This window comes from Geothrix sp. 21YS21S-4, from assembly GCF_030845995.1.
Taxonomy (GTDB): Bacteria; Acidobacteriota; Holophagae; order Holophagales; family Holophagaceae; genus Geothrix.
The window spans coordinates 2,578,427-2,600,721 of the sequence record NZ_CP132719.1 but is presented as its reverse complement, the minus strand read 5'-3'; the positions used below and the strand labels follow the sequence as shown (position 1 = coordinate 2,600,721).

At 69.1% G+C, this 22,295-nt stretch carries 20 protein-coding genes; 11 read left to right on the top strand and 9 right to left on the bottom strand.

Annotation, left to right across the window (positions count from 1 at the left end):
• The first annotated feature begins 5 nt into the window (after window positions 1-5).
• Window positions 6-905: an MBL fold metallo-hydrolase gene (locus tag RAH39_RS11885; protein WP_306590333.1), complete on the top strand. Its 900-nt coding sequence runs from the start codon at window positions 6-8 to the stop codon at window positions 903-905.
• A 7-nt stretch (window positions 906-912) separates the two neighbouring features.
• On the opposite strand, the gene bioA is transcribed toward RAH39_RS11885, so the two are convergent.
• The 4 genes from bioA to RAH39_RS11865 all read right to left on the bottom strand — a co-directional run bounded on the left by bioA (window position 913) and on the right by RAH39_RS11865 (window position 4,259).
• Window positions 913-2,277, bottom strand: a complete 1,365-nt coding sequence (gene bioA, locus RAH39_RS11880) for an adenosylmethionine--8-amino-7-oxononanoate transaminase (RefSeq protein ID WP_306590332.1) — start codon at window positions 2,275-2,277, stop codon at window positions 913-915.
• A gap of 4 nt (window positions 2,278-2,281) precedes the next feature.
• Window positions 2,282-2,884, bottom strand: a complete 603-nt coding sequence (gene bioD / locus RAH39_RS11875; RefSeq protein WP_306590331.1) for a dethiobiotin synthase — start codon at window positions 2,882-2,884, stop codon at window positions 2,282-2,284.
• Window position 2,885: 1 nt separating this feature from the next.
• The gene (locus RAH39_RS11870; protein ID WP_306590330.1) at window positions 2,886-3,575 is read right to left on the bottom strand and encodes an MgtC/SapB family protein; all 690 of its coding nucleotides are present in this window, start codon (window positions 3,573-3,575) and stop codon (window positions 2,886-2,888) included.
• Window positions 3,576-3,644: 69 nt separating this feature from the next.
• Window positions 3,645-4,259 carry a tetratricopeptide repeat protein gene (locus RAH39_RS11865; protein ID WP_306590329.1) on the bottom strand — a complete coding sequence of 205 codons (615 nt, stop codon included), beginning with the start codon at window positions 4,257-4,259 and terminating at the stop codon, window positions 3,645-3,647.
• A 167-nt stretch (window positions 4,260-4,426) separates the two neighbouring features.
• Here RAH39_RS11865 and RAH39_RS11860 point away from each other — a divergent pair, with 167 nt between their 5' ends.
• The gene (locus RAH39_RS11860; protein WP_306590328.1) at window positions 4,427-7,024 is read left to right on the top strand and encodes a CHASE domain-containing protein; all 2,598 of its coding nucleotides are present in this window, start codon (window positions 4,427-4,429) and stop codon (window positions 7,022-7,024) included.
• On the opposite strand, the gene RAH39_RS11855 is transcribed toward RAH39_RS11860, so the two are convergent.
• Complete coding sequence (locus RAH39_RS11855; protein WP_373467362.1) at window positions 7,025-8,155, bottom strand: aminotransferase class I/II-fold pyridoxal phosphate-dependent enzyme; 1,131 nt, start codon at window positions 8,153-8,155, stop codon at window positions 7,025-7,027. It lies immediately after the preceding gene.
• An 88-nt stretch (window positions 8,156-8,243) separates the two neighbouring features.
• Here RAH39_RS11855 and RAH39_RS11850 point away from each other — a divergent pair, with 88 nt between their 5' ends.
• The 6 genes from RAH39_RS11850 to RAH39_RS11825 all read left to right on the top strand — a co-directional run bounded on the left by RAH39_RS11850 (window position 8,244) and on the right by RAH39_RS11825 (window position 12,986).
• Window positions 8,244-8,924, top strand: a complete 681-nt coding sequence (locus tag RAH39_RS11850) for a Bax inhibitor-1/YccA family protein (RefSeq protein WP_306590326.1) — start codon at window positions 8,244-8,246, stop codon at window positions 8,922-8,924.
• A 23-nt stretch (window positions 8,925-8,947) separates the two neighbouring features.
• Window positions 8,948-9,946, top strand: coding sequence for a peptidylprolyl isomerase (locus tag RAH39_RS11845; RefSeq protein WP_306590325.1), 999 nt, complete (start codon window positions 8,948-8,950; stop codon window positions 9,944-9,946).
• Window positions 9,943-10,938: a peptidylprolyl isomerase gene (locus RAH39_RS11840; protein ID WP_306590324.1), complete on the top strand. Its 996-nt coding sequence runs from the start codon at window positions 9,943-9,945 to the stop codon at window positions 10,936-10,938. Before RAH39_RS11845 ends, RAH39_RS11840 begins: the two co-directional genes overlap by 4 nt.
• A gap of 5 nt (window positions 10,939-10,943) precedes the next feature.
• Complete coding sequence (locus tag RAH39_RS11835; RefSeq protein ID WP_306590323.1) at window positions 10,944-11,267, top strand: RNA-binding S4 domain-containing protein; 324 nt, start codon at window positions 10,944-10,946, stop codon at window positions 11,265-11,267.
• Window positions 11,268-11,323: 56 nt separating this feature from the next.
• Window positions 11,324-12,307, top strand: a complete 984-nt coding sequence (locus tag RAH39_RS11830; protein WP_306590322.1) for a 3'-5' exoribonuclease YhaM family protein — start codon at window positions 11,324-11,326, stop codon at window positions 12,305-12,307.
• 193 nt (window positions 12,308-12,500) lie between these two features.
• Entirely contained in the window at window positions 12,501-12,986 is a 486-nt protein-coding gene (locus RAH39_RS11825) for a hypothetical protein (protein WP_306590321.1), read from the top strand.
• 80 nt (window positions 12,987-13,066) lie between these two features.
• Here the strand turns inward: RAH39_RS11825 and RAH39_RS11820 are convergent, their stop codons facing one another.
• Together RAH39_RS11820 and RAH39_RS11815 are read right to left on the bottom strand one after the other, a co-directional pair.
• Entirely contained in the window at window positions 13,067-14,434 is a 1,368-nt protein-coding gene (locus RAH39_RS11820; RefSeq protein WP_306590320.1) for a tetratricopeptide repeat protein, read from the bottom strand.
• 123 nt (window positions 14,435-14,557) lie between these two features.
• Complete coding sequence (locus RAH39_RS11815) at window positions 14,558-15,376, bottom strand: uracil-DNA glycosylase (protein WP_306590319.1); 819 nt, start codon at window positions 15,374-15,376, stop codon at window positions 14,558-14,560.
• A gap of 62 nt (window positions 15,377-15,438) precedes the next feature.
• On the opposite strand from RAH39_RS11815, the gene RAH39_RS11810 reads away from it, so the two are divergent.
• The 3 genes from RAH39_RS11810 (at window position 15,439) to RAH39_RS11800 (ending at window position 16,820) form a co-directional block, all read left to right on the top strand.
• Window positions 15,439-15,954: an RNA polymerase sigma factor gene (locus tag RAH39_RS11810; protein WP_306590318.1), complete on the top strand. Its 516-nt coding sequence runs from the start codon at window positions 15,439-15,441 to the stop codon at window positions 15,952-15,954.
• A complete protein-coding gene (locus tag RAH39_RS11805) occupies window positions 15,941-16,468 on the top strand; it encodes a hypothetical protein (RefSeq protein ID WP_306590317.1) in 528 nt (175 codons plus the stop codon). Before RAH39_RS11810 ends, RAH39_RS11805 begins: the two co-directional genes overlap by 14 nt.
• A 64-nt stretch (window positions 16,469-16,532) precedes the next feature.
• On the top strand, window positions 16,533-16,820 hold the full coding sequence (locus RAH39_RS11800; RefSeq protein WP_306590316.1) for a hypothetical protein: 288 nt from the start codon (window positions 16,533-16,535) through the stop codon (window positions 16,818-16,820).
• Between the two features lie 205 nt (window positions 16,821-17,025).
• Here RAH39_RS11800 and RAH39_RS11795 read toward each other — a convergent pair whose 3' ends face one another.
• Window positions 17,026-18,936 (bottom strand): helicase-associated domain-containing protein, encoded by a 1,911-nt coding sequence (locus RAH39_RS11795; RefSeq protein ID WP_306590315.1) that lies wholly within the window; start codon window positions 18,934-18,936, stop codon window positions 17,026-17,028.
• A gap of 104 nt (window positions 18,937-19,040) precedes the next feature.
• Window positions 19,041-22,283: an IPT/TIG domain-containing protein gene (locus RAH39_RS11790; RefSeq protein WP_306590314.1), complete on the bottom strand. Its 3,243-nt coding sequence runs from the start codon at window positions 22,281-22,283 to the stop codon at window positions 19,041-19,043.
• Window positions 22,284-22,295 lie beyond the last annotated feature (12 nt).

Genomic DNA, 22,295 nt, shown 5'->3' with positions numbered 1-22,295 from the left:
GGGACATGCGCCTTCCTTCGCTGCTCGCGTGTCTTCTCGTCCAGGGAGCCGTCATGGCCCAGCCTCCGGCTCCTTCCCGCCTCGCGCCCGTGCGCCTCGGCCGCATGGAGGTGTGGGCGCTGCAGGATGGGCGGATCTCGCTGGAGGCCTCGCTCCTCAAGGACATCGCTCCGGCCGACGCGCGACGGATGCTGGGCGGGAAGGACGCCGCATCGACGCCGGTGAACGCGTTCCTCGTGCGGATGCCGGGGAAGACGATTCTCGTGGATGCGGGCATGGGCTCCGTCCCGGGCGAGGACTCGGGCCATCTGGAGGCGCAGCTCGCCGCGGCGGGCGTGGCTCCCTCGGAGGTCGACCTGATCCTCATCACGCACTTCCACTTCGATCACGTGGGAGGGCTGGTGAAGCCCGACGGGACCCGCGCCTTTCCCAAGGCGACGCTGCTGGTTCCCCGCAGCGAGCACCGGTTCTGGTTCCAGGATCCCTCCCGCCTTCCGGAGCGCCTGCGGGGAAGGACGGCCATTCTCCAGGCCAAGTTCTCGCCGTACGAAACGGCGGGCGCCTTCAAGACTTTCGAGGACGGCGAGGAACTCGCTCCCGGCCTCCGAGCGGTGGTGGCGCATGGGCACACCGGCGGCCACACCGTCTACGCCTTCGCCTCCGAAGGGCGGGAACTCTGGTGCGTGGGTGACCTGATCCACTTCGGCGCGGTGCAGTTCGAGCGGCCGGAGGTGGGCGTTTCCTTCGACGTGGAGGGCGGGGCCGCGGTCCAGATCCGCCGGGAGCTGTTCCGGAGGGCGGCGCAATCCAAGACGGTCCTCGCGGGCGCCCACCTGCCGGCGCTCGTGCGGATCGACGCCAAGGGCGCGGGCTATGCGGCGGTCGATGTAACCCCGACGCGATAAGCCGCTCTCAACCCGCCAGCAGATCGCCGAGGGTGTCCGCGGCTTCGCGGATCCGCTTGGGCGGCGTGTTCAGCGGCGGCATCAGGTAGAGGCAGTCGCCGATGGGGCGGACCAGCAGGCCGCGATCCAGGGCCCGCCGGTGGAGCCGCCACCCGAAGCGGGCCTCGGGAGGATGGGCTTCGCCCGTCGCCGGGTCCACCAATTGGCACGCGCCGATGGTGCCCAGGACCCGCGCCCGGCGAACCGCAGGATGGCCGGCCAGGGCGGTGAAGGCGTCCACCATCGCGCCATGCAGGGCCGCGGCGTTCGCCAGGACGGGCTGGTCGTCGAACAGGGCGAGGCTGGCGCAGGCCACGGCGCAGGCCGCGGGATTGGCCGTGTAGCTGTGGCCGTGGAGGAAGGCCCGGCCCGACGACGGCTCGCCCCAGAAGTGGCCGTAGATCTCCTCCGTCCCCCAAGTGAGCGACAGCGGCAGCGTCCCGCCCGTTAGGCCCTTCGACAGGCAGAGCAGGTCGGGCGCCACGCCGGCTTGTTCGGACGCGAGGAAGGTGCCCGTGCGGCCGAAGCCCGTGGCCACTTCGTCGAGGACCAGGTACACGCCGTGGGCGTCGCACTGGGCGCGGAGTTCCTGAAGCAGTTCCGGCGGCCACATCCGCATTCCGCCGGCGCACTGGAGCAGGGGCTCCGCGATGAAGGCCGCGAGGCGCTCCCCATGGGTGGCGAAGAAGGCGCGGATGGATTGCCGCGCGGCGTCCAGGCGCTCGGGCCAGTGTGTGAGATCCGGCGCCAGGTCCCGCCGCGGATCCTCGGGGACGTCGAGGCGCTCGCAGTTCAGGAGGAGGGGCCGGAAGAGTCCCGTCATGAAGTTCTCCAGCTCGCCCACGCCCACGGCGCCCAGGGTGTCGCCGTGGTAGCCGCCGCGGAGCGCGCCGAAGCGGTCGCGGCCCTTTTCGCCGCGCTGGAGCTGCGCCTGGAAGGCCATCTTCAGCGCGACCTCCACGGCCGTGCTGCCGTTGTCCGAAAAGAACGCGCGGGTGAGGTTCGGCGGCAGCTTGGGGCGGAGCCGCGCCACCAGTTCCAGGGCGGGCTCGTGGGTGAAGCCCGCGAACATCACGTGATCGAGCTTCGCCGCCTGCCGTTCCAGGGCGCTCACCAGCCGCGGATGGCCGTGGCCGTGGAGGCAGGTCCACCAGCTGGAGATCCCGTCCAGCACCCGCTCGCCGTTGGCCAGCAGCAGGTCGCAGCCCTCGCCCCCCACCACCGGCACAGGCGGATCCGCCTCGTGGACCTGCATCTGGGTGAAGGGATGCCAGACGTGGGCGCGGTCCAGGGCCAGGCGATCGGACCAGTCGGAGGGAAGGGGCGTGGGCATGTGCTCAGTTTAGGACGTGGACCGGCACCGGCAGGAAGCCGCACAGGAGGCCGGCGTTCTCTTCCGCAGCCGTCCGCGGCGATCCGTCGGCGCCCGGGTTCAGCAGCACCGCCTCGATCCGCCACCCGCGGAGCATCAGGGCCTCGGCGCTGAGGAGGGTGTGATTCAAGGTGCCGAGGCCGCCCAGGGCCACCAGGACGCAGGGGAGCTTCAGCTCCGTGGCCCAGGCCAGGAAGTGGACGTTCGGGGCGAGGGGCACCATCAGGCCACCCACGCCCTCCAGCAGGACGCGGCCCTCCGCCGGGCGCAGGCACCATGCCGCGGCGGCCTCCAGATCCAGCGTCCGCCCTTCGCGGCGGGCGGCGGCCAGGGGCGAAAGGGGCTCCCGCAGCAGGATGTGGCTTTCGGCGGAAATCCCCGGGCTCCGCACGGCGGTGGCATCGGCGTCGGGATGATCGGGGCGGTCCACGCCGGTCTGGAAGGGTTTCCGGTAGGCGACGGGGCCGGAGGCGGTCCAGGCGCGGGCCACCCGGGTGGCGACGTGGGTCTTCCCGACGCCGGTGCCGGTGCCGAGGACCCACAGGGGGGAGGGGAGGCCGGCGAACATGCTAGGCCGGCGGCCGGACCTGGAGGCCCTGGACACCGGGCTCCTTTTCGAGGAGCGAGATGAATCCGTGGGTGCCCAGGCTGATCGAAAAGCTCGATTGGAACCGGAGCCGGATGTGGAAGGTCTCGGGCTGGCGCTCGAAGTCGAAATCCGACACGGTGACGCCGGAGGCGTGGAGGGAGGCCAACAGCGATTGGATCGACTGCGCGTGCTCGTCCAGGAGGAGCGCCACGTCCCGGCGCATCATCCGGTCGTCCTTCCCCTCCAGGATGCGGAAGACCGTCAGGGCCACCAGGCCCATCAAGGTCACCGCCAGGGCGAGGGGATACATTCCCGCGCCGGCGCACAGCCCGATGGCGGCCACGAGCCACAGGCCCGCGGCGGTGGTGAGCCCCTGCACGTTCAGCCCCGTCTTGAGGATGGTGCCGCCTGCGAGGAACCCGATCCCCGTCACCACCGAGGCGGCGATGCGGGAGGGATCCACGCCGATGCCCGGCGTTCCGGCGTAGTTCTGGAAGAAGGCGAAGTGGGCCGACACCACCATGAACGTGGCCGAGGCCAGGGCCACGATCAGGTGCGTCCGCAGCCCCGCCTGCCTTCCGTGCCGGTCGCGCTCGTAGCCGATGGCCCCGCCGAGGGCGGCCCCCACGGCGACGCGGAGGATCATTTCCAGGTGGGAGATTCCGGGCATGGGCGAACGTCCCCTTCACGCATTCAGGGGAACGAGGATAGCACTGCGTCTGGGAGGGGCCGGCGCGCCCTATTTCCCGAGCTGGCTCAGCTGCTGCCGCGCCTGGGTCGCCTGGTCGCTGGTGGGGGCGAGAACCAGGACCTGGTTCCAGGCCTTGGCGGCGGCGTCGGGCTGGTGGAGATCGTGCGCGTAGACGATTCCCAGGTTGAACAGGCTCTGGACGTGGCTGGGATCGAGTTTGGCGGCCTTCTGGAAGTTGGCGACGGCCTTGTCGAACTGGTTCAGCTGGCGGTACATCACGCCCTGATCCGTGAGGACGTTGGGATCGTCGGGGTTGAGGGCCAGGGCCTTGCCGTAGGCTTCCACCGCCTTCTGGGCCTGGTGGGAGTCGAAATAATCATTGCCCAGGGCTACCCACGCATCGTGATTCTTGGGATCCGCGGCGACCATGGCCTGGAGGCGGGCCATGCGGTCCTGGACTTCGGCGGTGGGCAGGGCGGCGCCGGCCATTCCCCCGCCGGGGGCGCCGGGCATCCCGCCGCCCAGGGAGGGCACCTGCATGACCGGAGCAGCGGCGGCCGGGGCGGTCGCGGGAGCCGATTCGCGGAGCCCGCCGGCCACGTAGCCCACGACGCCTCCGGCGATGAATCCCCCTGCCAGGGCGAGCATGATGTTCCGGTTCAAGCGCCACCTCCTACCGACCGCGGGTTGGGCCTCGGGTCGGGAGTGATTCTCCCACATAGATCATGCTCCCTGGCCGGAGACCGATGAAGGAAGGTGCGAGGCGTCCGACGCGGGAAGAACCCTGGGGGGACGACCGGCTTTCCCGAAAGATTCCTGCCGAGGTTTTCGTGTCAGACCCCCAGGCCCCCTCCACTGGCCGCTTCCGCGCCCTGGTGGTGCTCCTCGCGGGCGCCGCCCTCTCGGTGGCGGGATTCCTCCTGGCCGGCGACGCCTACCGGCGGCAGGTGGAGGCCCAATTCCACACCGCGGCCCAGGACCGGGCGGAGAGCGTGGCCCAGGGATTCCAGCACAGCTTCGAGGACGTGCTCGTCCTGCGCGATCACTTCGAGGCGGGGTGTCCGGTGGACCGGGCCTCCTTCGAGGCCTTCGCGGAACCGCTTCGCGCGCGCCGTCCCTACATCCAGGCCTTGCAGTGGCTGCCGGAAGTGGGCCCCGACAACCGCGCGGCCTTGGAAACGGCGGCCCGCCGCGCCGTGCCGGGCTTCCGCTTCTTCGACCGCGACGCGGCCGGACGGGACGTGCCGGTGCCTCCCGACGCGCGGTTCCACGCGGTGTACTTCGTGAATCCGTACCGGGGGAACGAGGTCAGCCTCGGCTACGCCGCCGAACGGCTGCCCTCCCGCCAGGAGGCCCTGGCGCGGGCCCTCAGCACCGGCGAACTCTCCGCCAGCGGGCGGATCCGGCTGATCCAGGAGACGGGGGAACAGACCGGCATCCTCGCGCTGGCGCCCGTGCGCGACCCCGCGGGCCGGACCGTGGGTCTGGTGCAGGGCGTCTTCCGGACGGGCGACCTGGTCCAGCGCGCGCTGTCCATCCTCGAGCCCCGGGGCGTGGACCTGCAGCTCCTGGACGCCAGCGCGCCGCCGTCCCAGGCATTGCTGTACGCCGCGGCCTCGGCCCTTCCGTCCCGGGGCGGGGCGGGGCCTTCGCGCCTCCGCCTCGCCCGCGATTTCGAACTGGGCGGCCGGCGGTGGTCGGTGGTGGCCGTGCCCTCTCCGGGCTACTACCGCCTGACCGCGGGCTGGCGGGCCTGGGGCGTGCTGGCGGGCGGGCTGGCCTTCAGCCTCGTTCTGGCGAGCTACGTCCGGACGCTGCTCGCCAGCCAGGCCCAGGTCCAGGCCCAGGTAGAGGCCCGCACGCAGGAATTGGAGCGGGAAACGGAGAGCCACCGGCGGGATGCCCGGGCGCTGCGCGAAAGCGACGCCCGCTTCCGGCACCTGGTGGAGGTGATGGGCGACGGGATGTGGGTCCTGGATTCCCATGGGATGACCACCTTCGCCAACCGCCGCATGGCGGAGATGCTGGGCTACCGGCCCGCCGAGATGATCGGCCGCACCCTCGCCGACTTCATGTTCCCGGAGGACGCGGCGTCGGCCTCGCAGCGGGACCTCACCCAGCGGCGGGAGGGGATCGGCGCGCAGCACGACTTCCGGTTCCGCCGGAAGGACGGGTCGGAACTGTGGTCCATCGTCACCGGCAATCCCGTCCTGGACGATGACGGGCGGGTGGTCAGCGTCCTGGGGATGGTCACGGACATCACCGAGCGCCGCCGCGCGGAGCAGGCCCAGCTCCAGAGCCAGAAGCTGGAGAGCCTGGGGGTGCTGGCCGGGGGGATCGCCCACGACTTCAACAACCTGCTCACCGCCATCCTGGGGAACGTCAGCCTGGCCCAGATGACCCTTCCCGCCGCGGCTCCGGCGCAGCAGTACCTGAGCAACCTGGAGAAGACCGTCCATCGCGCCACGGGCCTCACCCGCCAGATGCTGGCCTATTCGGGCAAAGGCCGCTTCGAGGTGGGTCCCCTGGACCTGAATGAGGCGGTGACGGAGATGTCCCACCTCCTCGGCGTGTCCATCTCCAAGAAGGTGAGCCTCCGCTTCCAGCTCCAGGAAGGCCTGCCCGCCTTCATGGCCGAGCCCTCCCAGATCCAGCAGGTAGTCATGAACCTGGTGACGAACGCCTCCGAGGCCATCGGGGACGCGGAGGGCGTGGTGTCCATCCGGACGGAGCTGTTCATCTATTCCGGGGAGGATCTGATCCGCGATTTCCCCGGCCAGAACGTGGCCCCGGGCGCCTTCCTGGCCCTGGAGGTCTCCGATACCGGTCACGGGATGAGCCCCGAAGTCCAGGCCCGGATCTTCGAACCCTTCTTCACGACCAAGTTCACCGGCCGCGGCCTGGGCCTGTCGGCCATGCAGGGCATCGTCCGGGGCCACAAGGGCGGGATCCGGGTCTACAGCGAGATCGGGAAGGGCACCACCTTCAAGCTGATCTTCCCCGCGGGGACCCGGGCGCTGCCCCACCTCCCGGAGGAGGCCGAACCCGAGGCGTGGCGCGGGTCGGGAACGGTGCTGGTGGTGGACGACGAGGAGGGCGTGCGGACCGTGGCCGAAGCGCTCCTCCACTCCATGGGCTTCGACGTGGTCACCGCCCGGGACGGACAAGAGGCGCTGACGCTGTTCCGGTCGGCGGCTCCGCCGTTCTGCGCGGTCCTCATGGACCTGACCATGCCCCACATGAACGGCGTGGAGACCTACCGCGAGCTGCGCCGGATCGATCCCGCCTGCCGGGTGGTGCTCACCAGCGGCTACAACGAACAGGAGGCCGTCCAGAGCTTCCTGGGGAAGGGCCTCGTGGCCTTCGTCCAGAAGCCGTTCCAGCGGACGGACCTGATCCAGGCCATGCGAAAGGCCCTGGGGGTCTGATCACCTCCGGACGCGGGCCAGGGCGGCGAGGAGCGCGTCGACGGAACCTTCCTCCAGATGGGCTCCCACCGTGATCCGCAGCCGCGCCGACCCTTCGGGCACCGTGGGCGGGCGCACCGCCCGGACGTCGAAGCCCTCGGCGTGGAGGGCCTCCGCCAACCGCACCGCCTCCGCGTCCGGCCCGACGAGGAGGGGAACGATGGCCGAGGGGGCATCGTCCTGGCCGAGCCCCCGGCGGAGGCGGGCGGCGAGGGCGAGGGCCTTCTCCCGGCGCCAGGGCTCGGCTTGGGCCAGGCGCACTCCCTCCAGCGCGGCTCCCACGGCGGGCGGGGGGAGGGCCGTCGAGAAGATGAAGCCCCGGGCGGTGTTCACCAGATGATCCCGCAGCAGGCGATCGCAGCCCACGAAGGCCCCGAAGGCGCCCAGGGCTTTGCCGAGGGTGCCCATCACCAGCGGAACGCGACCGGTGACGCCCTGGAGCTGGGAGAGGCCCGCCCCGTCCGCCCCCAGCAGCCCCGTGGCGTGCGCCTCGTCCACCAGCAGCAGGGCGCCGTGGCGCTCGCACAGGTCCACCAGGGCGGGGAGATCCGCGGCGTCGCCGTCCATGCTGAACACTGCGTCGGTGGCCACGAGGGCGAGGCCGTTTTCGCAGGACCGGCCCCACGCGGTCAGCTGGCCTTCCAGATCCGCCAGGTCGCGGTGGCGGTAGATGCCCAGGTGCGCGCCCCCGGCCCGGGCCAGGCGGCAGCCGTCCACCAGCGAGGCATGGTTCAGGGCGTCGGAGAACACCGCGTCGCCGGGTCCCAGCAGGGCCGGAAGCAGGGTGGCGTTGGCCTGGAAGCCCGTGCCGAACAGCAGGCAATCCCCGGTGCCCTTCCAGCGGGCCAGGGCCCCTTCCAGCTCCTCGTGCAGGGGCGTGGTGCCCCGCAGCAGGCGGGCGGCGCCGGTTCCCGTACCGAAGTTGCGGGCGGCCTCGGCGGCGGCCTGGGCCAGACGGGGATCCGTCCGGAGGCCCAGGTAGTCGTTGGAACAGAAATCCGCGCCGGCGGGGGGGCGGATGGCCCGCTCCCGGCCCCGGGCGCGGCGCCCTTCGGCCTGGGCGCGCAGGCGCTGGGACCAGGGCGGGGGCAGCACGGAACCTCCGGGGGCTTCGGGGCAAGGGTTAAGGGGGAATGTTAGGATCGAAAGGGATCCGTTCGGGTCCCCTGTGGAGCGTGGCATGGATTATCAGCAGTCGTGGCAGGGGGCATCGGCCAGAACCCAGTCCCGGGTCGATTTCATCCGAAGCGTCTACCTGTGGCTCATGGGCGGATTCGCCGTGGCCGCCCTGGGCGCGCTCAGCGCTCCCTTTGTCGCGGCGGCCCTGATTCCTGTCGCGGGACGGTTCCTGGGATGGGTGCTGTTCGGGGTCCAGTTCGGGACCCTGATGTTCGCCTCCTCCGTCAGCCGCCGGAAGCCCCTGAACCGGTTGGCCTATGGGTTGTTCACCTTTGTCTCCGGGGTCATCGCGGGCATCATCGCCCTCGTGATCGCGCAGGGCGCGGGTTTCGTGCCCGTGTTCAGCGCCCTGGGCCTCACCGGCGTGGTCTTCCTGACCCTCACCGTCACGGCCTTCGTCTCCAAGCGGGACTTCAGCTTCCTGCGGAACTTCGTGATGGTCGGGATCGCCGTGATGTTCTTCGGCGGCCTGGCCGCGGCGATCTTCCACCTGCAGACCTTCAGCCTGATCATCTCGGGCGTGGCGGTCATCGCCTGCTCCGCCAAGCTGCTGTGGGACACCTCCGCCATGCTGCGCACGGACGACCTCGGCGACCCCGCCGGCTTCGCCCTCGCCCTGTTCGTGAGCCTCTACAACATCTTCATCTCGCTGATGAACCTTCTCGGCGGACGGCGCCGCTAGGCCCCGCCTTTCCAAGGAAACCCATGCTCCGTACCTCGCTGCTCTCCCTTCTCGCCCTCGGCCTCGCCGCCCAGCAGCCCGCGCCCGCGCAGGCTCCCGTTCCCGCCGCCGCGGCGCCCGCGCCGGCTCCCGGGCCGAACCCCGAAGAGGTCATCCTCGCCCGGGTGGGCGGGCAGCCCATCACCGAGGCCGATTTCCGCGCCGCCTTCGGGCTGCTGGGCCAGCAGGAGCAGATGCAGGTGCTCATGATGCAGGGCGGCAAGGAGGAGTTCGTCCGGCGGATGGCCGAGAGCAAGCTCCTGGCGGAGAAGGCGAAGCGCATGGGCCTGGACCAGACGCCCGGCTACCTCCGGTCGCTGGAGCGCACCAAGGACGACCTTTTGGCTCGCGAGTACCTGGCCAAGGAAGGCGAGGGCCTCCAGAAGAAGCTGGCGGTGGCGGAACCGGAAGTGAAGGCCTACTACGAGGGCCACAAGGAGCGGTTCAAGCAGCCCGAGCAGGTCACCGTCCGCCACATCCTGATCTCCGTGAAGCAGGATCCCAACGCGACCACGGGGGCCACCGCCGGACTGACGGACGCGGAAGCCAAGGCGAAGGTCGCCAAGATCCAGGCCGAGTTGAAGAAGGGCGCCAAGTTCGAGGACCTCGCCAAGAAGTACAGCGACGATCCCGGCAGCAAGGAGAACGGCGGCCTCTATGCCGACGCCGATCCCTCCACTTGGGTGAAGGAGTTCGGCACCGCAGCCCGCACGCAGCCCCTCGGTAAGGTGGGCGCCCCCGTGAAGACCCAGTTCGGCTACCACCTCGTCAAGGTGGAGAGCCGGAAGCCCAGCCGCGACGTTCCCTTCGAGGAGGGCAAGGCCGCGGCGGAGCGCATGGCCCAGCAGGAGCGCCAGATGATCGTGTGGACCGAACTGATGGACGGCCTGCGCAAGGAGATCCCCTTCGAGCTCGTGAAGCCCGCGACGCCCGCGGCTGTGGCTGCACCGGCCCCGGTGGCCCCGCAGGGAGGTGGGCAGTGAGCCGTCCGGCGGCGGTCGCCGCCGCGCTGCTGCTGGCCGTTCCGGCGGTCCAGGCGGAGACCAAGCCCGACGTGCGGGACGAGATCCTCGTCATCGTCAACAGCCACATCATCACGCGCCGCACCCTGGCCCAGGCCGTGGAACAGCAGCACGCCGCGCTCTACCGCCAGTTCTCCGGCAAGGAGCTGGACGACAAGCTGGCGGACGCCCGGGAGAAGACGCTCCAGGGCCTCGTGGACGCCTTCCTGCTGGAGGACAAGGGCGCGGAATTGGGCTCGCCGGTTTCCGATGAGTACGTCCAGGCCAGCCTCGATGGGATCAAGAAGGAGAACAACTTCGCCACGGACGCGGATCTGGAGCGGGCGCTCAAGGGCAGCCTGGGGATCGGGCTCCCGGAGTTCAAGAAGCGCCAGAAGCAGCAGGCCACGCAGCAGTTCGTCCTCCAGCGGGAGGTCTTCTCCAAGGTCGCCGTGGAGGACAACGAACTGCGGGCCTACTACGAGGACCACAAGGAGGAGTACCGCCTCGCCAGCCGCTTCCGGATCCGGGAGCTGGTCCTGGCCAAGGGCGCGACGGCGGAGGAGCAGGCCGAGGCCCGGAAGAAGCTGGAGTCCCTCCAGGCCGAGCTGAAGGCCGGCAAGGCCTTCGAGGAACTGGCGCGCCAGAACTCCACCAGCCCCAGCAAGGCCACCGGCGGCGATCTGGGCTGGATGAACAAGGGCTTCCTCCGCCCCAGCATCGAGGACGCCGCGGTGAAGCTGAAGCCCGAGCAGGTGTCGGCCCCCATCGAGACGGACAAGGACATCTACCTGATCCAGCTCATCGCCCTGGAGGACGCGCCCGTGAAGTCCTTCGCCGAGGTGCGGGAGAAGATCCTGGAGAAGCTGCAGGAGCCCAAGGCCCAGAACGCCATCGAGCAGTACCTCTCCAACCTGCGGATGCGGGCCAACGTCCGCTATCTGGTTCCCAAGGACCAGATCCTGAAGGGTTGATCGCCATGAGACTCGACGCCTTCCTCAAGAAGAGCCTGCTGATCAAGCGGCGGGAGCTGGCCAACCAGCTCTGCGACGAGGGGATGGTGCGGGTGAACGGCTCCCCCCGGAAAGCCAGCCACGAGGTGAAGCCCCAGGACGAACTGGAGTTCCCCCTCTACAACCGCGTGCTGAAGGTGCGCGTCCTGGATCTGCCCGAGGGCAACGTGCGCAAGGCCGACCAGTGGTCTTTTTTCGAGGTCCTGGAGGACAAGCGCCTGCCCATCGATCTGGGCCTGGGCGGGGACGATCCCTTCGCACCGCCCCCCAAGGCGCCCCGCAACCAGTAGCCCGCCATTCCCCGGCCCGCCGCCGCTTCCCCGTTGGGCGGAGCGCAGGAGTTCCCATGTCCGACCAGCCGATGCTCCGCAACCTCAAGGAAGGGGACGCCTTCCAGGGCTTCCTGCTGGCCCAGGAGGCCGCCTACAAGATCAGCGCCAAGGGGAGCGAGTACCTCGAACTGAAGCTGTCGGACGCCTCGGGCGACCTGAAGGCGTTCCTGTGGGACGTCCGGGCGGTGGAGGGCGACATGGAGGCTGTGCGAGCCGACGCGTTCCTCCGCGTGAAGGGATCGGCGACCAGCTACAACGGCCGGCTCCAGCTGAAGCTCGACAAGGTGCGGTTCGCGACGGACGCCGAAGTGGGCGACCTGTCCCACTTCTTCCCCGTGAGTGCCCGCCCGGCGGTCGCCATGCTGGCGGAACTGGACGCCCTGGTGGGCTCGATCCAGGATCCCTGGATCCGAAGCCTGCTCACGGCCCTTTTCGTGGAGGACGCGGACCTGCGCGCGGCCTTCGCCCAGGCCCCCGCCGCCAAGGCCATGCACCACGCCTGGCTGGGAGGGCTCCTGGAGCACACCCTGTCCGTGGCCGGAATGGCGGAGCGGGCCTGCGCCCACTACGGGCAGGTGAACCGCGATCTGGTGATGGCGGGCGTCCTGCTGCACGACCTGGGGAAGACCGCCGAACTGAGCTACGCCCGCAGTTTCGGGTATACCGACGCGGGGAACCTCCTCGGCCACATCGCCCTGGAGGCGGAATGGATCAGCCGGGCGGCTGGGTGCATTCCGGACTTTCCCGAGGAGCTGCGCCTCCAGATCCTGCATATCGTCCTCAGCCACCACGGGCGCCTGGAATTCGGGTCGCCCGTGCTGCCGAAGACGCCGGAGGCCCTGCTGGTCCACTACCTGGACGATCTGGACGGCAAGCTGGAGGCCATGTTCCGGGCCCAGGGCGAGGAGGGCGGAGGGGCGTGGAGTCCCTTTAATCGGACCCTGGACCGAATGGTCTACCGCACCCGCTGGCCCAAGGCAGGAAGTGTCCAGAACTGATCGGATTCGCACCTGATTGTCCACTTGTGGTCAAATCTAAAGTCTTTCCGATAAGCGATAGGCAGGTCCGACTGGGCATCATTCGCGAGGAAGTGCTGATAGTCACAGGTCTATCGCCCCATTTCCCCGGTAGAAAATTCCTGGCACGGTCCTGGCTCAGAGGGATCAGATCGATTTTCCCCAGGAGGTCCCCATGAAGCTGTCCCGCAAGGCCAAGCGCTACGACGACTCCGTGCTTCCCGGCGAATTCCAGGGTTTCGAGGTGTTCCACCGGGTGGATGCGGAGTTGGAAGGCACCTTGGAAGGTTTCCTCCGTCGATCCCAGGACGGGGTGCAATTGGGCGAAGTGGTCCTGGAGCGCCACGCTCCCAAAAAGTTGAGTTTCGCCAAGCTGAAGAACAAGGCCGAGGCCCTCTCCGAGCAGGTGAACTACCTGAAGGAGCGGCTGGAGATCGTGGACCACGACCGGCGGGGGATGTACATCCAGCTCCGCAGCCTGCCGCCCTACAAGGACGACACCCAGATCCAGTTCAACGAGATCAGCATCGGGAAGAACAAGATCGTGGTGAAGCGGATCGCCTTCTACCGCAAGGAGGAGGTGAAGCAGCAGGTGCCTCTCCAGTTGTCCGAGCGGGAACTGGAGCGCCTTCTGTTCGATATTCGACAGGCCATTGCCTGACGATTCATCTGCTGACTGAATTCAGCTTCCAATCAAAAGGGCGCCGATCGGCGCCCTTTTGATTGGGGGAAACGGCGGCGCTACAGCATCGCCATCCAGTTGCCGCTTTCCCCGCCGCGGATGGGGCCTTCGGGCAGGTCGCTCTCCTTGAACAGGAAGTGGCTGCTGTTCCAGCTTCCGCAGCTGTCGCAGCGGTCGTCGTAGTCCTGGGTCTTGTGGCCGCACACGGCGCACTCGAACCGCAGCTTGAGGACGCCCAGGTTCCGCAGGAGCTGGCGGTACTCGTTGAGGGCGGCGTCCAGCCGGCCGCGCCGGCTGTGAATCTTGGCCATGAAGAAGAACAGGATCGGGCTGTAGACGACCTGGCTGCGGACCTCCTGGAACACGTCCAGGGCCTCGTCCAGGATCTCCAGGCGGTAGAGCATCTTGCCCAGGAAGAACTTCGCCGTGGTGGCGTGCTTGGAGGTGGCGGCCACCTTGCGCATGACGGCCAGGCCGTCCTCCGGGCGCCCCAGCTGGATGAAGTAGTCCTCCAGCTCCTGGAGGAAGGTGCCTTCCCCGGTCTTGCGGAAGCCTTCGATCCAGATCTCGACGCCCTGCGCCTCCTGGTCCTGGAGGATCATGCAGCGGCCGAGGCTGAGGTAGGCGGGCACGAACTCGGGCTCGTCCTTGATGACCTGCTGGAAGATCTGGGCGGCGTCCTTGAACAGATCCGCCTCCACCTTGGCCATTCCGACCTGGTAGGCGAGCGCGGCGCCCTGGGCCTTCTCTCCCTGCGTGAGTTCGCCGGGGAAGTAGAGCTGCAGCTTCTTGTGGGCCTCCACGGCCTCTTCCCAGCGCTGGGCGTCGAGGTGGAGCGCGCGCAGCCGGCGCCAGGCGCGGAGGGCCTTCTTGGGATGATCCGCCGCGAGCTTCTTCAGGATGGCGAGGGCGGCCTCGGAATTCCGCACGGCCATCAGGGCCTCGGCCAGCTGGTAGCGGGCCTCCACCTGATCCGGCTCGTCCTCGGCGATGGCCTGGTAGAGCTTCGAGGCCTCCTCGGCGTGGCCGATCTTGAGGAGGATCTCCCCCAGCAGCATCCGCGCGGGGAGGTATTCCTTCCGCTGCTCGAGGATGGTCTCCAGGATGTCCCGGGCCTCGCGGGGCTGGCCGTGGGCCACCAGATCGCGGGCGTCCTGGAAGCGCTCGGAAATGCGCTTCACCAGCCGCGTGTCCGCGGAATCGTTGAGGCCACGCACCAGCCGCACCAGCTCCATGATCCCCGTGTAGAGGATGTTGAGCAGGAAGCCCAGCAGGAACGCCAGGAGGATCACGCTCTGGATCTTGATGCGCTCGCCGAAGATGACGACTTCCCGCACCAGCAGGTCGTGGTTGGTCAGGTACAGGTTGCCCAGGACGAACAGGACGAAGGCCAGGAGCACGAAAAAGAACACGTTCACAAGACGCATGACCGACCCCGAAAAGCTAGGCCTAGCATGACACAGTGTGGCTCTCGGCTCGCGCCCGCCGCCTCCATCGCCTTCGGCCTCAGACCTCTCCCAGGATCGGATTGGAGAACCGGACGAGGACGATCACGCCCCTGCGGCCTTGTCCACCCACTCCTTCGCCGCTTTCAGGTCCGCCCACACGGCGCGGCGGACGTCCTGGGTGTACTGGCGCAGCACGTAGGCGGGATGGAAGGTGGGCATCACGGGAATTTCGCGCCCGCCCACGACCACGCGCTTCCACTGGCCGCGGACGCGGGTGATGCCCTCGGTCACGCCCACCAGTTCGCGCAGGGGCGTGGCGCCCAGCGTGACGATCACCGCCGGCTGGATCAGCTCGATCTGCCGCCGCAGGTAGCCGAGGCAGGCGCGGGCTTCGTCCGGGGTCGGCGTGCGGTTGTCGGGGGGGCGGCACTTCACCACGTTCCCAATGTAGACCTCGGTCCGCTTCAGCCCGATGGCCCCGATCATCTTGTCCAGCAGTTCGCCCGCCCGCCCCACGAAGGGCCTTCCCTGCAGGTCCTCGTCCCGGCCGGGGCCCTCGCCCACGAACATCAGCCGAGCGCCGGGATCCCCCTCGCCGAACACGAACTTGATCCGGCAGGGTCCCAGCGGGCAGGCCAGGCAGCCGCGGATGGCCTGCTCCAGCTCCCCGAGGGAAGCCGCGCCCGCGACCACGTCCGGCGGCGGGCAGCCCACGGGGTCCGAGGGTGGAACGTAAGCAGCGGCGCTTCGCGGTGCCGGGGCGACTGGGCGGGAGGGGGCGACGGGCCGCGGCGGAGCCGCCGGCCGTGCCGGCTCCAACCTGGGCTCCGGGGCAGGGGAGGGCGGGAGGGGCTCGCGGACCAATCCCATCACCCCCAGCTCCTCCAGGGTGTCCCGCCAGGCTCGGAGTGGGTGATCCATCCCTTCCAGCCTAGCCCGGAACTTCCCTCCCGCATCGGGCATCCTAGGGCGTTGGAGCTTGCATGGCGCAGTCCCCCCCCGAAACCCCCTTTGGTACCCAGGAGGCCTTCCATCAGGCTTTCGCGGAACTCTATCCGCGGCTGGTGAGCTATGCCCGCCGCTACGGCGCCACCTTCGCGGAGGACATCGCCCAGGAGGCGTTCGTCATCCTCATGCAGCGGGAGGAGCGGGTGGAGCATCCCACCGCCTTCCTGTACGGCACCGTCCGCACCCTGTCCCTCACCGAGCGCCGCCCCATGAAGAACCAGAACCTCAGCCTGGAAGTGGTGATGGAGCCCGGGCTGGCGGGCGGGGCGGACGACCAGGTGCTGAACCAGGAGGTCCGGGAGCGGATGCGGCTGCTGTCCCCGACCTTCCGCGAGGCCCTGTGGCTGTTCGTGGTCGAGGGATTGTCCATCCGCGAGATCGCGGAGATCCTCGGCATTCCGGAAGCTACCGTGAAGACGAGGATCCACCGGGCCAAGGCCCAACTCAAAGATCAGCTCAACCCCTCAGGAGGCGTGCATGTCCTGGTCTGACCCCGCCCGGCGCTTCGAACCCGCCGAGGACGTCCAGCTTCGGGCGGAACTCCGCGACCTGCTCGGCTTGGCCCCCACGGCCCCGACGGCCGCCGCGACTCCCCAGCCTCCGGACGCCGCCCTCACCGCCCTGGCGGAGGATCTCCGCCGGGAAGCCCAGCGCCGCCGCCGGACCGAGCGGAAGCGTCCCTCGTGGGGGCTCCTCGCCGCCGCGGCCCTGCCCATCCTCGCGGCCCTGGCCGGCATGGGGACCTGGGGCTTCCAGCAGAAGCAGCGCGCGGATGGACTGGCCGTCCAGGCCCAGCAGCAGACCCAGGAACTGGCCCGCCTGGCCGCCGCCCACGCCTCCGAAGTGGCCAAGGAGCGCCAGGCCAAGGAAGAGGTTCAGCAGCAGCTTCAGTTGGCGTCGTCCCGCAGGCCCGGCCGGCGGAGCGAGCCCTATCTCGTCATTCCCGTGGAAAAGCCCCTGAAGATCCAGGCGGACGACTACCAGCGGGTCAAGCAGCAGCCGTAGCCTGATCGGCTTCTCCCAAGCCGGACCGGCATGATCCTGGCAAACTCAAGGGCAAGGTGTGCCCATGGCCAGCAATCCCCTGCTCCTCCTCATCCTCCTGTTGTCGGCTCTCGCCACGGTGCTGGCGGGCATGGGTGTCTTCAGCAACAGCCGCCCGCCGGATCCCCGCCTGAACAACCTGCTGAACGAGATCGACGATCTCAAGGGCGTCCTGTCCCAGATCCAGAAGTCGGTCATGCAGACCGAGCGCAAGCTGGAAAAGGAGATCCAGTCCGTCCGGAACGAGAACCGCGAAGTGGTGGAGCGACTCGCCGACGTCCTCGACAAGCGGCTGAAGGAACTGGTGGGATAGCCGGCCCCGCGCCGTCGCCTCGAGGCCGGATCCTCACAGGCGATCAAGACCAAGATTTTCTTTTCACCACCAAGACACGAAGGCACCAAGAAAAGCCCCACCCGTTGCGGAGGCTTTTCTTGGTGCCCTTGGCGTCTTGGTGGTGATCCTTATTCTTTGAATGCAAAGGGGTATGAAGCGTAGCGCAGAACCCCCGGAAACAGCCTCACCCCGCCTGGCTGTGGTTGGCCGGGGTCCAGCCGCGCTCGTTGAGCAGCTTCACGCCCTGGATGCGGGTGAGGCGGAAGGCCATCTCCTCCTGGTGGAGGTGGCAGAAGGCCAGGAGATGGTCCTCCTGGATGGTGCGGGGTGACACCCGCCGCAACTGCGTGCGATGGGCTGCCGGCGGCAGGTAGGTGAGTTCCACCATGAGGGTGTGGCCGGCGGCGTACTCCAGGATGCGCTGCACCTCCTCGGCGAGCTGGTCCTCCCCGCCGAGGTGGAGCATGGGGATCCGCCGCTGGACCTCCTGGTAGAGGGCGGGATCCTCGTCGTGGAGCCGCTGGAGGGCGCAGCGCACCATCTGCTGCACCGGCTCCAGGTGATGGTTCATTCCCTTCTCGTCCACGAAGGCGAGGGCCGCGAGGGCCCACAGGTAGAGCTTCTCGTCGGAATCCACGCTGAGGGCCAGGAAGCGGCCGGGCTTGGGCATGAACCCCGCCTGCTTGAGCAGGGCGTGGGCGTTGCCGTCGCCGCGCACCTCCAGGACCGTCTCGGACAGCGAGGCCAGCTTGAGGGGTCCCAGTTCCGGGCGCAGCTTCAGCTCTTCCGCCAGATGGGCGGTCCGAGCCCGAACCAGGCGCACGCCCTGCTGGACCTCCACCTCGCCCACCCGGCGGGAGAGGTCCTCCAGCAGCTGGATCAGGGGTTGGGGCAGGGTCTGGGTGGAGGCTCCCAGGCGCTGGCCCAGGTCCTCCAGGGGCACGCCGGCGTCGAGGGCGCGGACCAGGGTCGCGTGGCTCACCCGGAAGGTGCCCATGGCATCCAGGGACTCCACATCCGCCAACTGCGCCAGCTGGAGCAGGCGATGGGGATTCTGGAGGAGGGGCGTCAGCAGCTCCAGGGTGGGCTGGAGGATCATCGGCTGATCCAGCTCCAGGGGCTGCCAGTGGGCGGCGGTGGCCTTCAGGTCGCGCAGCAGGTACTCGTGGGCCAGGGCCTCGCCGTGCTCCGTGAGCTGGAGGTGAGCGAAGCCCGCGTCTCCCTGGATGATCCCCATCCGGCTGAGGAACGGCAGGAACACCGTGCGGGTGCGCTCCTCGTCCAGGGGATGGAGGGTCCGGAGGAAGGCCAGGAAAGGCTGGACGGCGAGGGCCTGGCCCCGGCGCTCCAGGAGGTGCTGCATCAGGAAATGGCGATCCTCCGCGGGCGGCATCCCCCAGGCCTTGAGGTCGTGCTCCAGCAGGCTGGCGAAGGCCCGCTCCGCCACCCAGCGGGGAGGATGGCTGGTCACGGCGGGGAGCAGGGTCTCCACCCGGCCTTCCCGGTTCCACAGCAGGCCGAGCCGGTGCAGGAGGGTGAACAGCAGCGTGGCGTCCTGCTCCTCCTGGAGCATGGCGTTGCGGTGCATCAGCTGACCCAGTTCCTTTTTCGCGGGCAGGCCGCCCTTCAGGACCCGCAGCCCCGCCACGCACCGCAGCAGGACGCTGGTGAGGGCCAGCGAGAACCGGAACGGCTCGGGCGGACGGAACTTCACTTCGGCGGGAGCCTGGAAGGTGAGGGCGCCGTCGTCGAAGTCCTCCAGGGCGTCCGCCACGCGATCCGCGACGGCCCAGCCGTCGCCGTCGGGCAGGATCAATCCCAGGTCCCGCAGGACGTCCAGGGCCTTGGGGTCGGGCAGGGATCCGTCGCCGGCCAGGTGCTTGAGCGCCACCAGGGATCCGCTGTCGAGGTCGGCCAGGGTGTCGGACAACCGCTTGTGGTCCTCCAGGTGGAAGACCATGGTCTTGAGCAGCCGCATCCGGCCCTCGGCCTCCTCCTTCCAGCGGATGGGAATGGGCAGGCGCCGGCGCTCGCAGATGATCCTGAGCTGCTCGTCAGGGCAATTCGACAGGAGCTGGTAGTGCGTGAGCGTCATGGGCCCCCGGGTACAGACGATCGTCCAGTGTCCCATGGAATGTCGGAACACTCACGCATAAAAAACGCCCGGCACGCCGGGCGTTCAAAGGGGAAAAGCCGGCCCTATTTGAGGGTCTCCAGCCGCTGAGTCCGGCCCCTCACGCCGTCGCTGAGCACCACGTCCAGGCGCTTGGCCGCCGAGGGAAGCACCTGGCGCCCGCCGGAGAGGATCGCGATGACCTCGCCCGTGTCCGCATCCCGGACCAGGGCGGCGGGATGGACCGCCGCGTCCCAGGTGAGCTGGATCCGGCCTTCCGCCACGCGATGGGCTTCGGGGGCCGCGGCTACCACGCGGGCGCTGGCCGATGTGGAGCGGGCCGTCGCCACCGTCCGTCCCGCCTTCTGGACGGCGAGGGTCGAGAGCGCGTCCAGGGCGGTCGCTTCGAGGGGCAGGGCCATCACGAAGTGCCGGACGTGCTCCTTGGGGCCGCAGCCCAGTTCCATCAGATCGAGGGAAGCGGTGAAGAGGCTGTTCCCCTGGGCGTCCTGCCCTTCGAGGACGTACTCCCCTTGGGTCGAGGCGTTGGAAGGCAGGGCCTGCGTCCGGAAGGAAGGCAGCAGCTCCACTTTGCCATCCTCATGGACGATGCCCCGGACGAGCAGGCATTCCTTCGATTCCGCCTGGCTCTTGGGCAGCGGATCATCCTCGGCGCCCACCACGAGGAAACCCCCGGTTCCAGCGCGGAATTCGAGGATCTTCTTGTAGGTGTAGTCGCTCACCCAGTTGGGTTTGCAGTAGGCCATGATGTCCTTGGTAGTGGCGGGCGACTGAAGCGCGTTGAGAACCGTGTCGTAGCCCCACATCCCGATGAGGGCCCCGCTGTAGGGGTAGTTGGGATCGGGATCGCTGGCGCCGCCGCAGGGGCTGTGGCTGCGGCCCATGTTGTGGCCCGTCTCGTGGGCGAAGACCTCGGGGTAGTTGCCGCCGTCGGCGTAGCCGGTCTTGTCCCACCCGATGGCCGTCCGGTACTTGAAGCCCGTGGAGGAGGTGGGCGGCACCCAGCCCAGCCCCGCCACGCCGGAGGCGTAGTCCACGGCCAGGGCGCCGAAGTAGTAGCGGTCGCTGGCCCCGTCCGCCAGGTGCTTGGCGGTGAGGTCGTTCAGGAGCGTGTCCCAGTTGGTGCCGTCCGAGCTGAGGGTGGAGACGGAACCGGTGAAGGTGGATCCCAAGACCACGTCCACGCTGGCGACGGGATACATCTTGGCCAGCCGCGCGGCCCAGGAATCCTTGGTGGCGGTGGTGATGTTCCCCGTTCCGCTCGAGAGGCTGACGGGGAAGATCGTGGTGCGGAAAATGGGCACCGTCCGGCTGGTGAAGGCCGCGGTGGCCGAATTGTTGGTCTTGTCCGCCTCGGAAATCGCGTTGCTGGGATCCACCACCGCCTGAAGGCTGTAGCCGCTGCCGCTGGGCGTGGTGAGGTCCGTGGCGGGAATGGATAGGTTCCAGCTCGCGGAAAGCGAGGATTCATCGACCGTCAGGGGAGCGCCGACGACGGGCGCGGCAATCGTCTTGGGATAGCCCGCGACGGCCACTCCGCCATTCAGGAGGGTCACCTGCACGGCGGGCGCCGCGGTGTTCGACTGGTTGGCGAGGACGAAGACCCGCACCAGGCCGGCCTTTCCGGCCACGATGGGCACGGCGTTGTCCAGGGTCTGGGTGCTCTGGGTGAACTGGAGCTTCTCGATGTGGAGGTCGAGGGTGGCGCCGGAGGGCGTCACCGTGAACCCGCGGTTGGCGGAGCCGCCCGGCGTGGTGACGACCACATTCCCCGAGGTCGCCCCCGCGGGCACGACGAAGGTGATCCGGGTGGCGGACTGGCTGGTCAGGGCGACGGCCTGGCCATTGAGGGTCACCGTGGTGCCCGAGTAGCCCAGGTAGCTGCCGGTGATGACGACGGTGGTGCCCACGGATCCCTGGGCGGGGTTCATGCCCGTGATGACGGGCGTGCCGAGCGAAACCTGGAAGGTGGCGGCGGAGGTGCCTGTCCCCTGGGCGTTGGTGATGGCGATGGGGGCGCTGCCCGTGGCGGCGGAGGCCGGCAGGACGGCGGACAGGGCCGTTCCGTCCGTCAGGGTGTAGGTGGCGCTGGCGCCGCCGATGGTCACGGCGGTCACTCCGAAGAAGTTCCCGCCGGTGATCTGGACCGTGGCCTCGCCCGCGATTCCGGACGTGGGCGTGAAGCTGCTGATGACGGGCTTCAGGTCACTCGATGTGGGCACGGTGAGGGTGGCCGTCACGTCGTCCACCAGGAAGCTGGTGGCGTTCGAGCCGTCCTCCTGGCTCTTGAAGGACAGCACGACGGTCTGGCCCTTGTAGGGGAGCAGGTTCACCGTGTAGGCCGCGTAGCCGGAGGCATCGAGGTTGGATTTGGTGAGAAGGGTCGCCAGGGTGGTGCCCCCTGAATTCAGGGCGGAGAGGGTGAACGTGTCCTTGGCGGTGGATCCGGTCTCGCTGGTGAGGATCTTGAGGTAGAACGTGGCGGTGGCGGCCGTGGCGGTGGCGGGGATGTAGAGGGCCTGGCTGAGCTGGTCGGACTGGGCCTCGCCGTAGCCTCCCAGCCAGGCGAAGAGGGTGCCGCCATGGGGAACCACGCTGGAGCCGGAGGCTCCCTGGATGATGCCGGTATTCCCCTGCCACACGATGGGCGACGTCTGCTCGAAGCCCGTGTTCATCAGCACCTGGATGCCCGAAGGGGTGGTGGGGACGGTGTAGGCCGTCGCCGCGGCCGCGGTGCCGCCCGGCGTGATCACCGACAGGACGCCCGCGGTGAGGTTGGCGGGAGCCGTGGCCTGGATCTGGGTGTCGCTGACCACCGTGAAGGACGCGGCGTCGACGCCGTTGAACCTCACCTGGGTGGCCCCCACGAAGTGGGTCCCCGTGAGGGTGACCACCGTGCCCGCCGCGAAGGAGGCGGGGGAGAAGGCGTCGAGGGTGGGCGTCTGGGCGGCATCCACGGTGAAGGAAGCCGACGCCGCGGAGCCGTTCGGCGTGGCGATCTGGATGGCGCCGGTGGTGGCGCCGCTGGGTACCACGGCGTTGATCTGGCTGGCGCTGGCCACGGTGAACCCGAACGCCGTCCGCCCGTTGAACGCCACGGAGGTGGTTCCGAGGAAGTTCGTGCCCGTCAGGCTGACCGCGGTGCCGGGGCTTCCATGCAGGGGGCTGAGGGCGCTGATGGAGGGCGCGTTGCTGGGCGTGGGATTGGGCGTGGCGCCGGTGGTGCCGCCGCCACTGCAACCCGCGAGCGCGAGCAGAGCCCCGAACAGGGCCGGGAGCGCGAGGAATCGGATCGGCGCGAAGGACATGGCGGACTCCGA

Bases quoted from the DNA above. Each gene is read 5' to 3' on its own strand.
- RAH39_RS11885 (WP_306590333.1), top strand. From the start codon at position 6: ATGCGCCTTCCTTCGCTGCTCGCGTGTCTTCTCGTCCAGGGAGCCGTC.
- bioA (WP_306590332.1), bottom strand. From the start codon at position 2,277: ATGCCCACGCCCCTTCCCTCCGACTGGTCCGATCGCCTGGCCCTGGAC.
- bioD (WP_306590331.1), bottom strand. From the start codon at position 2,884: ATGTTCGCCGGCCTCCCCTCCCCCCTGTGGGTCCTCGGCACCGGCACC.
- RAH39_RS11870 (WP_306590330.1), bottom strand. From the start codon at position 3,575: ATGCCCGGAATCTCCCACCTGGAAATGATCCTCCGCGTCGCCGTGGGG.
- RAH39_RS11850 (WP_306590326.1), top strand. From the start codon at position 8,244: ATGGATTATCAGCAGTCGTGGCAGGGGGCATCGGCCAGAACCCAGTCC.
- RAH39_RS11845 (WP_306590325.1), top strand. From the start codon at position 8,948: ATGCTCCGTACCTCGCTGCTCTCCCTTCTCGCCCTCGGCCTCGCCGCC.
- RAH39_RS11835 (WP_306590323.1), top strand. From the start codon at position 10,944: ATGAGACTCGACGCCTTCCTCAAGAAGAGCCTGCTGATCAAGCGGCGG.
- RAH39_RS11830 (WP_306590322.1), top strand. From the start codon at position 11,324: ATGTCCGACCAGCCGATGCTCCGCAACCTCAAGGAAGGGGACGCCTTC.
- RAH39_RS11825 (WP_306590321.1), top strand. From the start codon at position 12,501: ATGAAGCTGTCCCGCAAGGCCAAGCGCTACGACGACTCCGTGCTTCCC.
- RAH39_RS11820 (WP_306590320.1), bottom strand. From the start codon at position 14,434: ATGCGTCTTGTGAACGTGTTCTTTTTCGTGCTCCTGGCCTTCGTCCTG.
- RAH39_RS11815 (WP_306590319.1), bottom strand. From the start codon at position 15,376: ATGGATCACCCACTCCGAGCCTGGCGGGACACCCTGGAGGAGCTGGGG.
- RAH39_RS11810 (WP_306590318.1), top strand. From the start codon at position 15,439: ATGGCGCAGTCCCCCCCCGAAACCCCCTTTGGTACCCAGGAGGCCTTC.
- RAH39_RS11805 (WP_306590317.1), top strand. From the start codon at position 15,941: ATGTCCTGGTCTGACCCCGCCCGGCGCTTCGAACCCGCCGAGGACGTC.
- RAH39_RS11800 (WP_306590316.1), top strand. From the start codon at position 16,533: ATGGCCAGCAATCCCCTGCTCCTCCTCATCCTCCTGTTGTCGGCTCTC.
- RAH39_RS11795 (WP_306590315.1), bottom strand. From the start codon at position 18,936: ATGACGCTCACGCACTACCAGCTCCTGTCGAATTGCCCTGACGAGCAG.
- RAH39_RS11790 (WP_306590314.1), bottom strand. From the start codon at position 22,283: ATGTCCTTCGCGCCGATCCGATTCCTCGCGCTCCCGGCCCTGTTCGGG.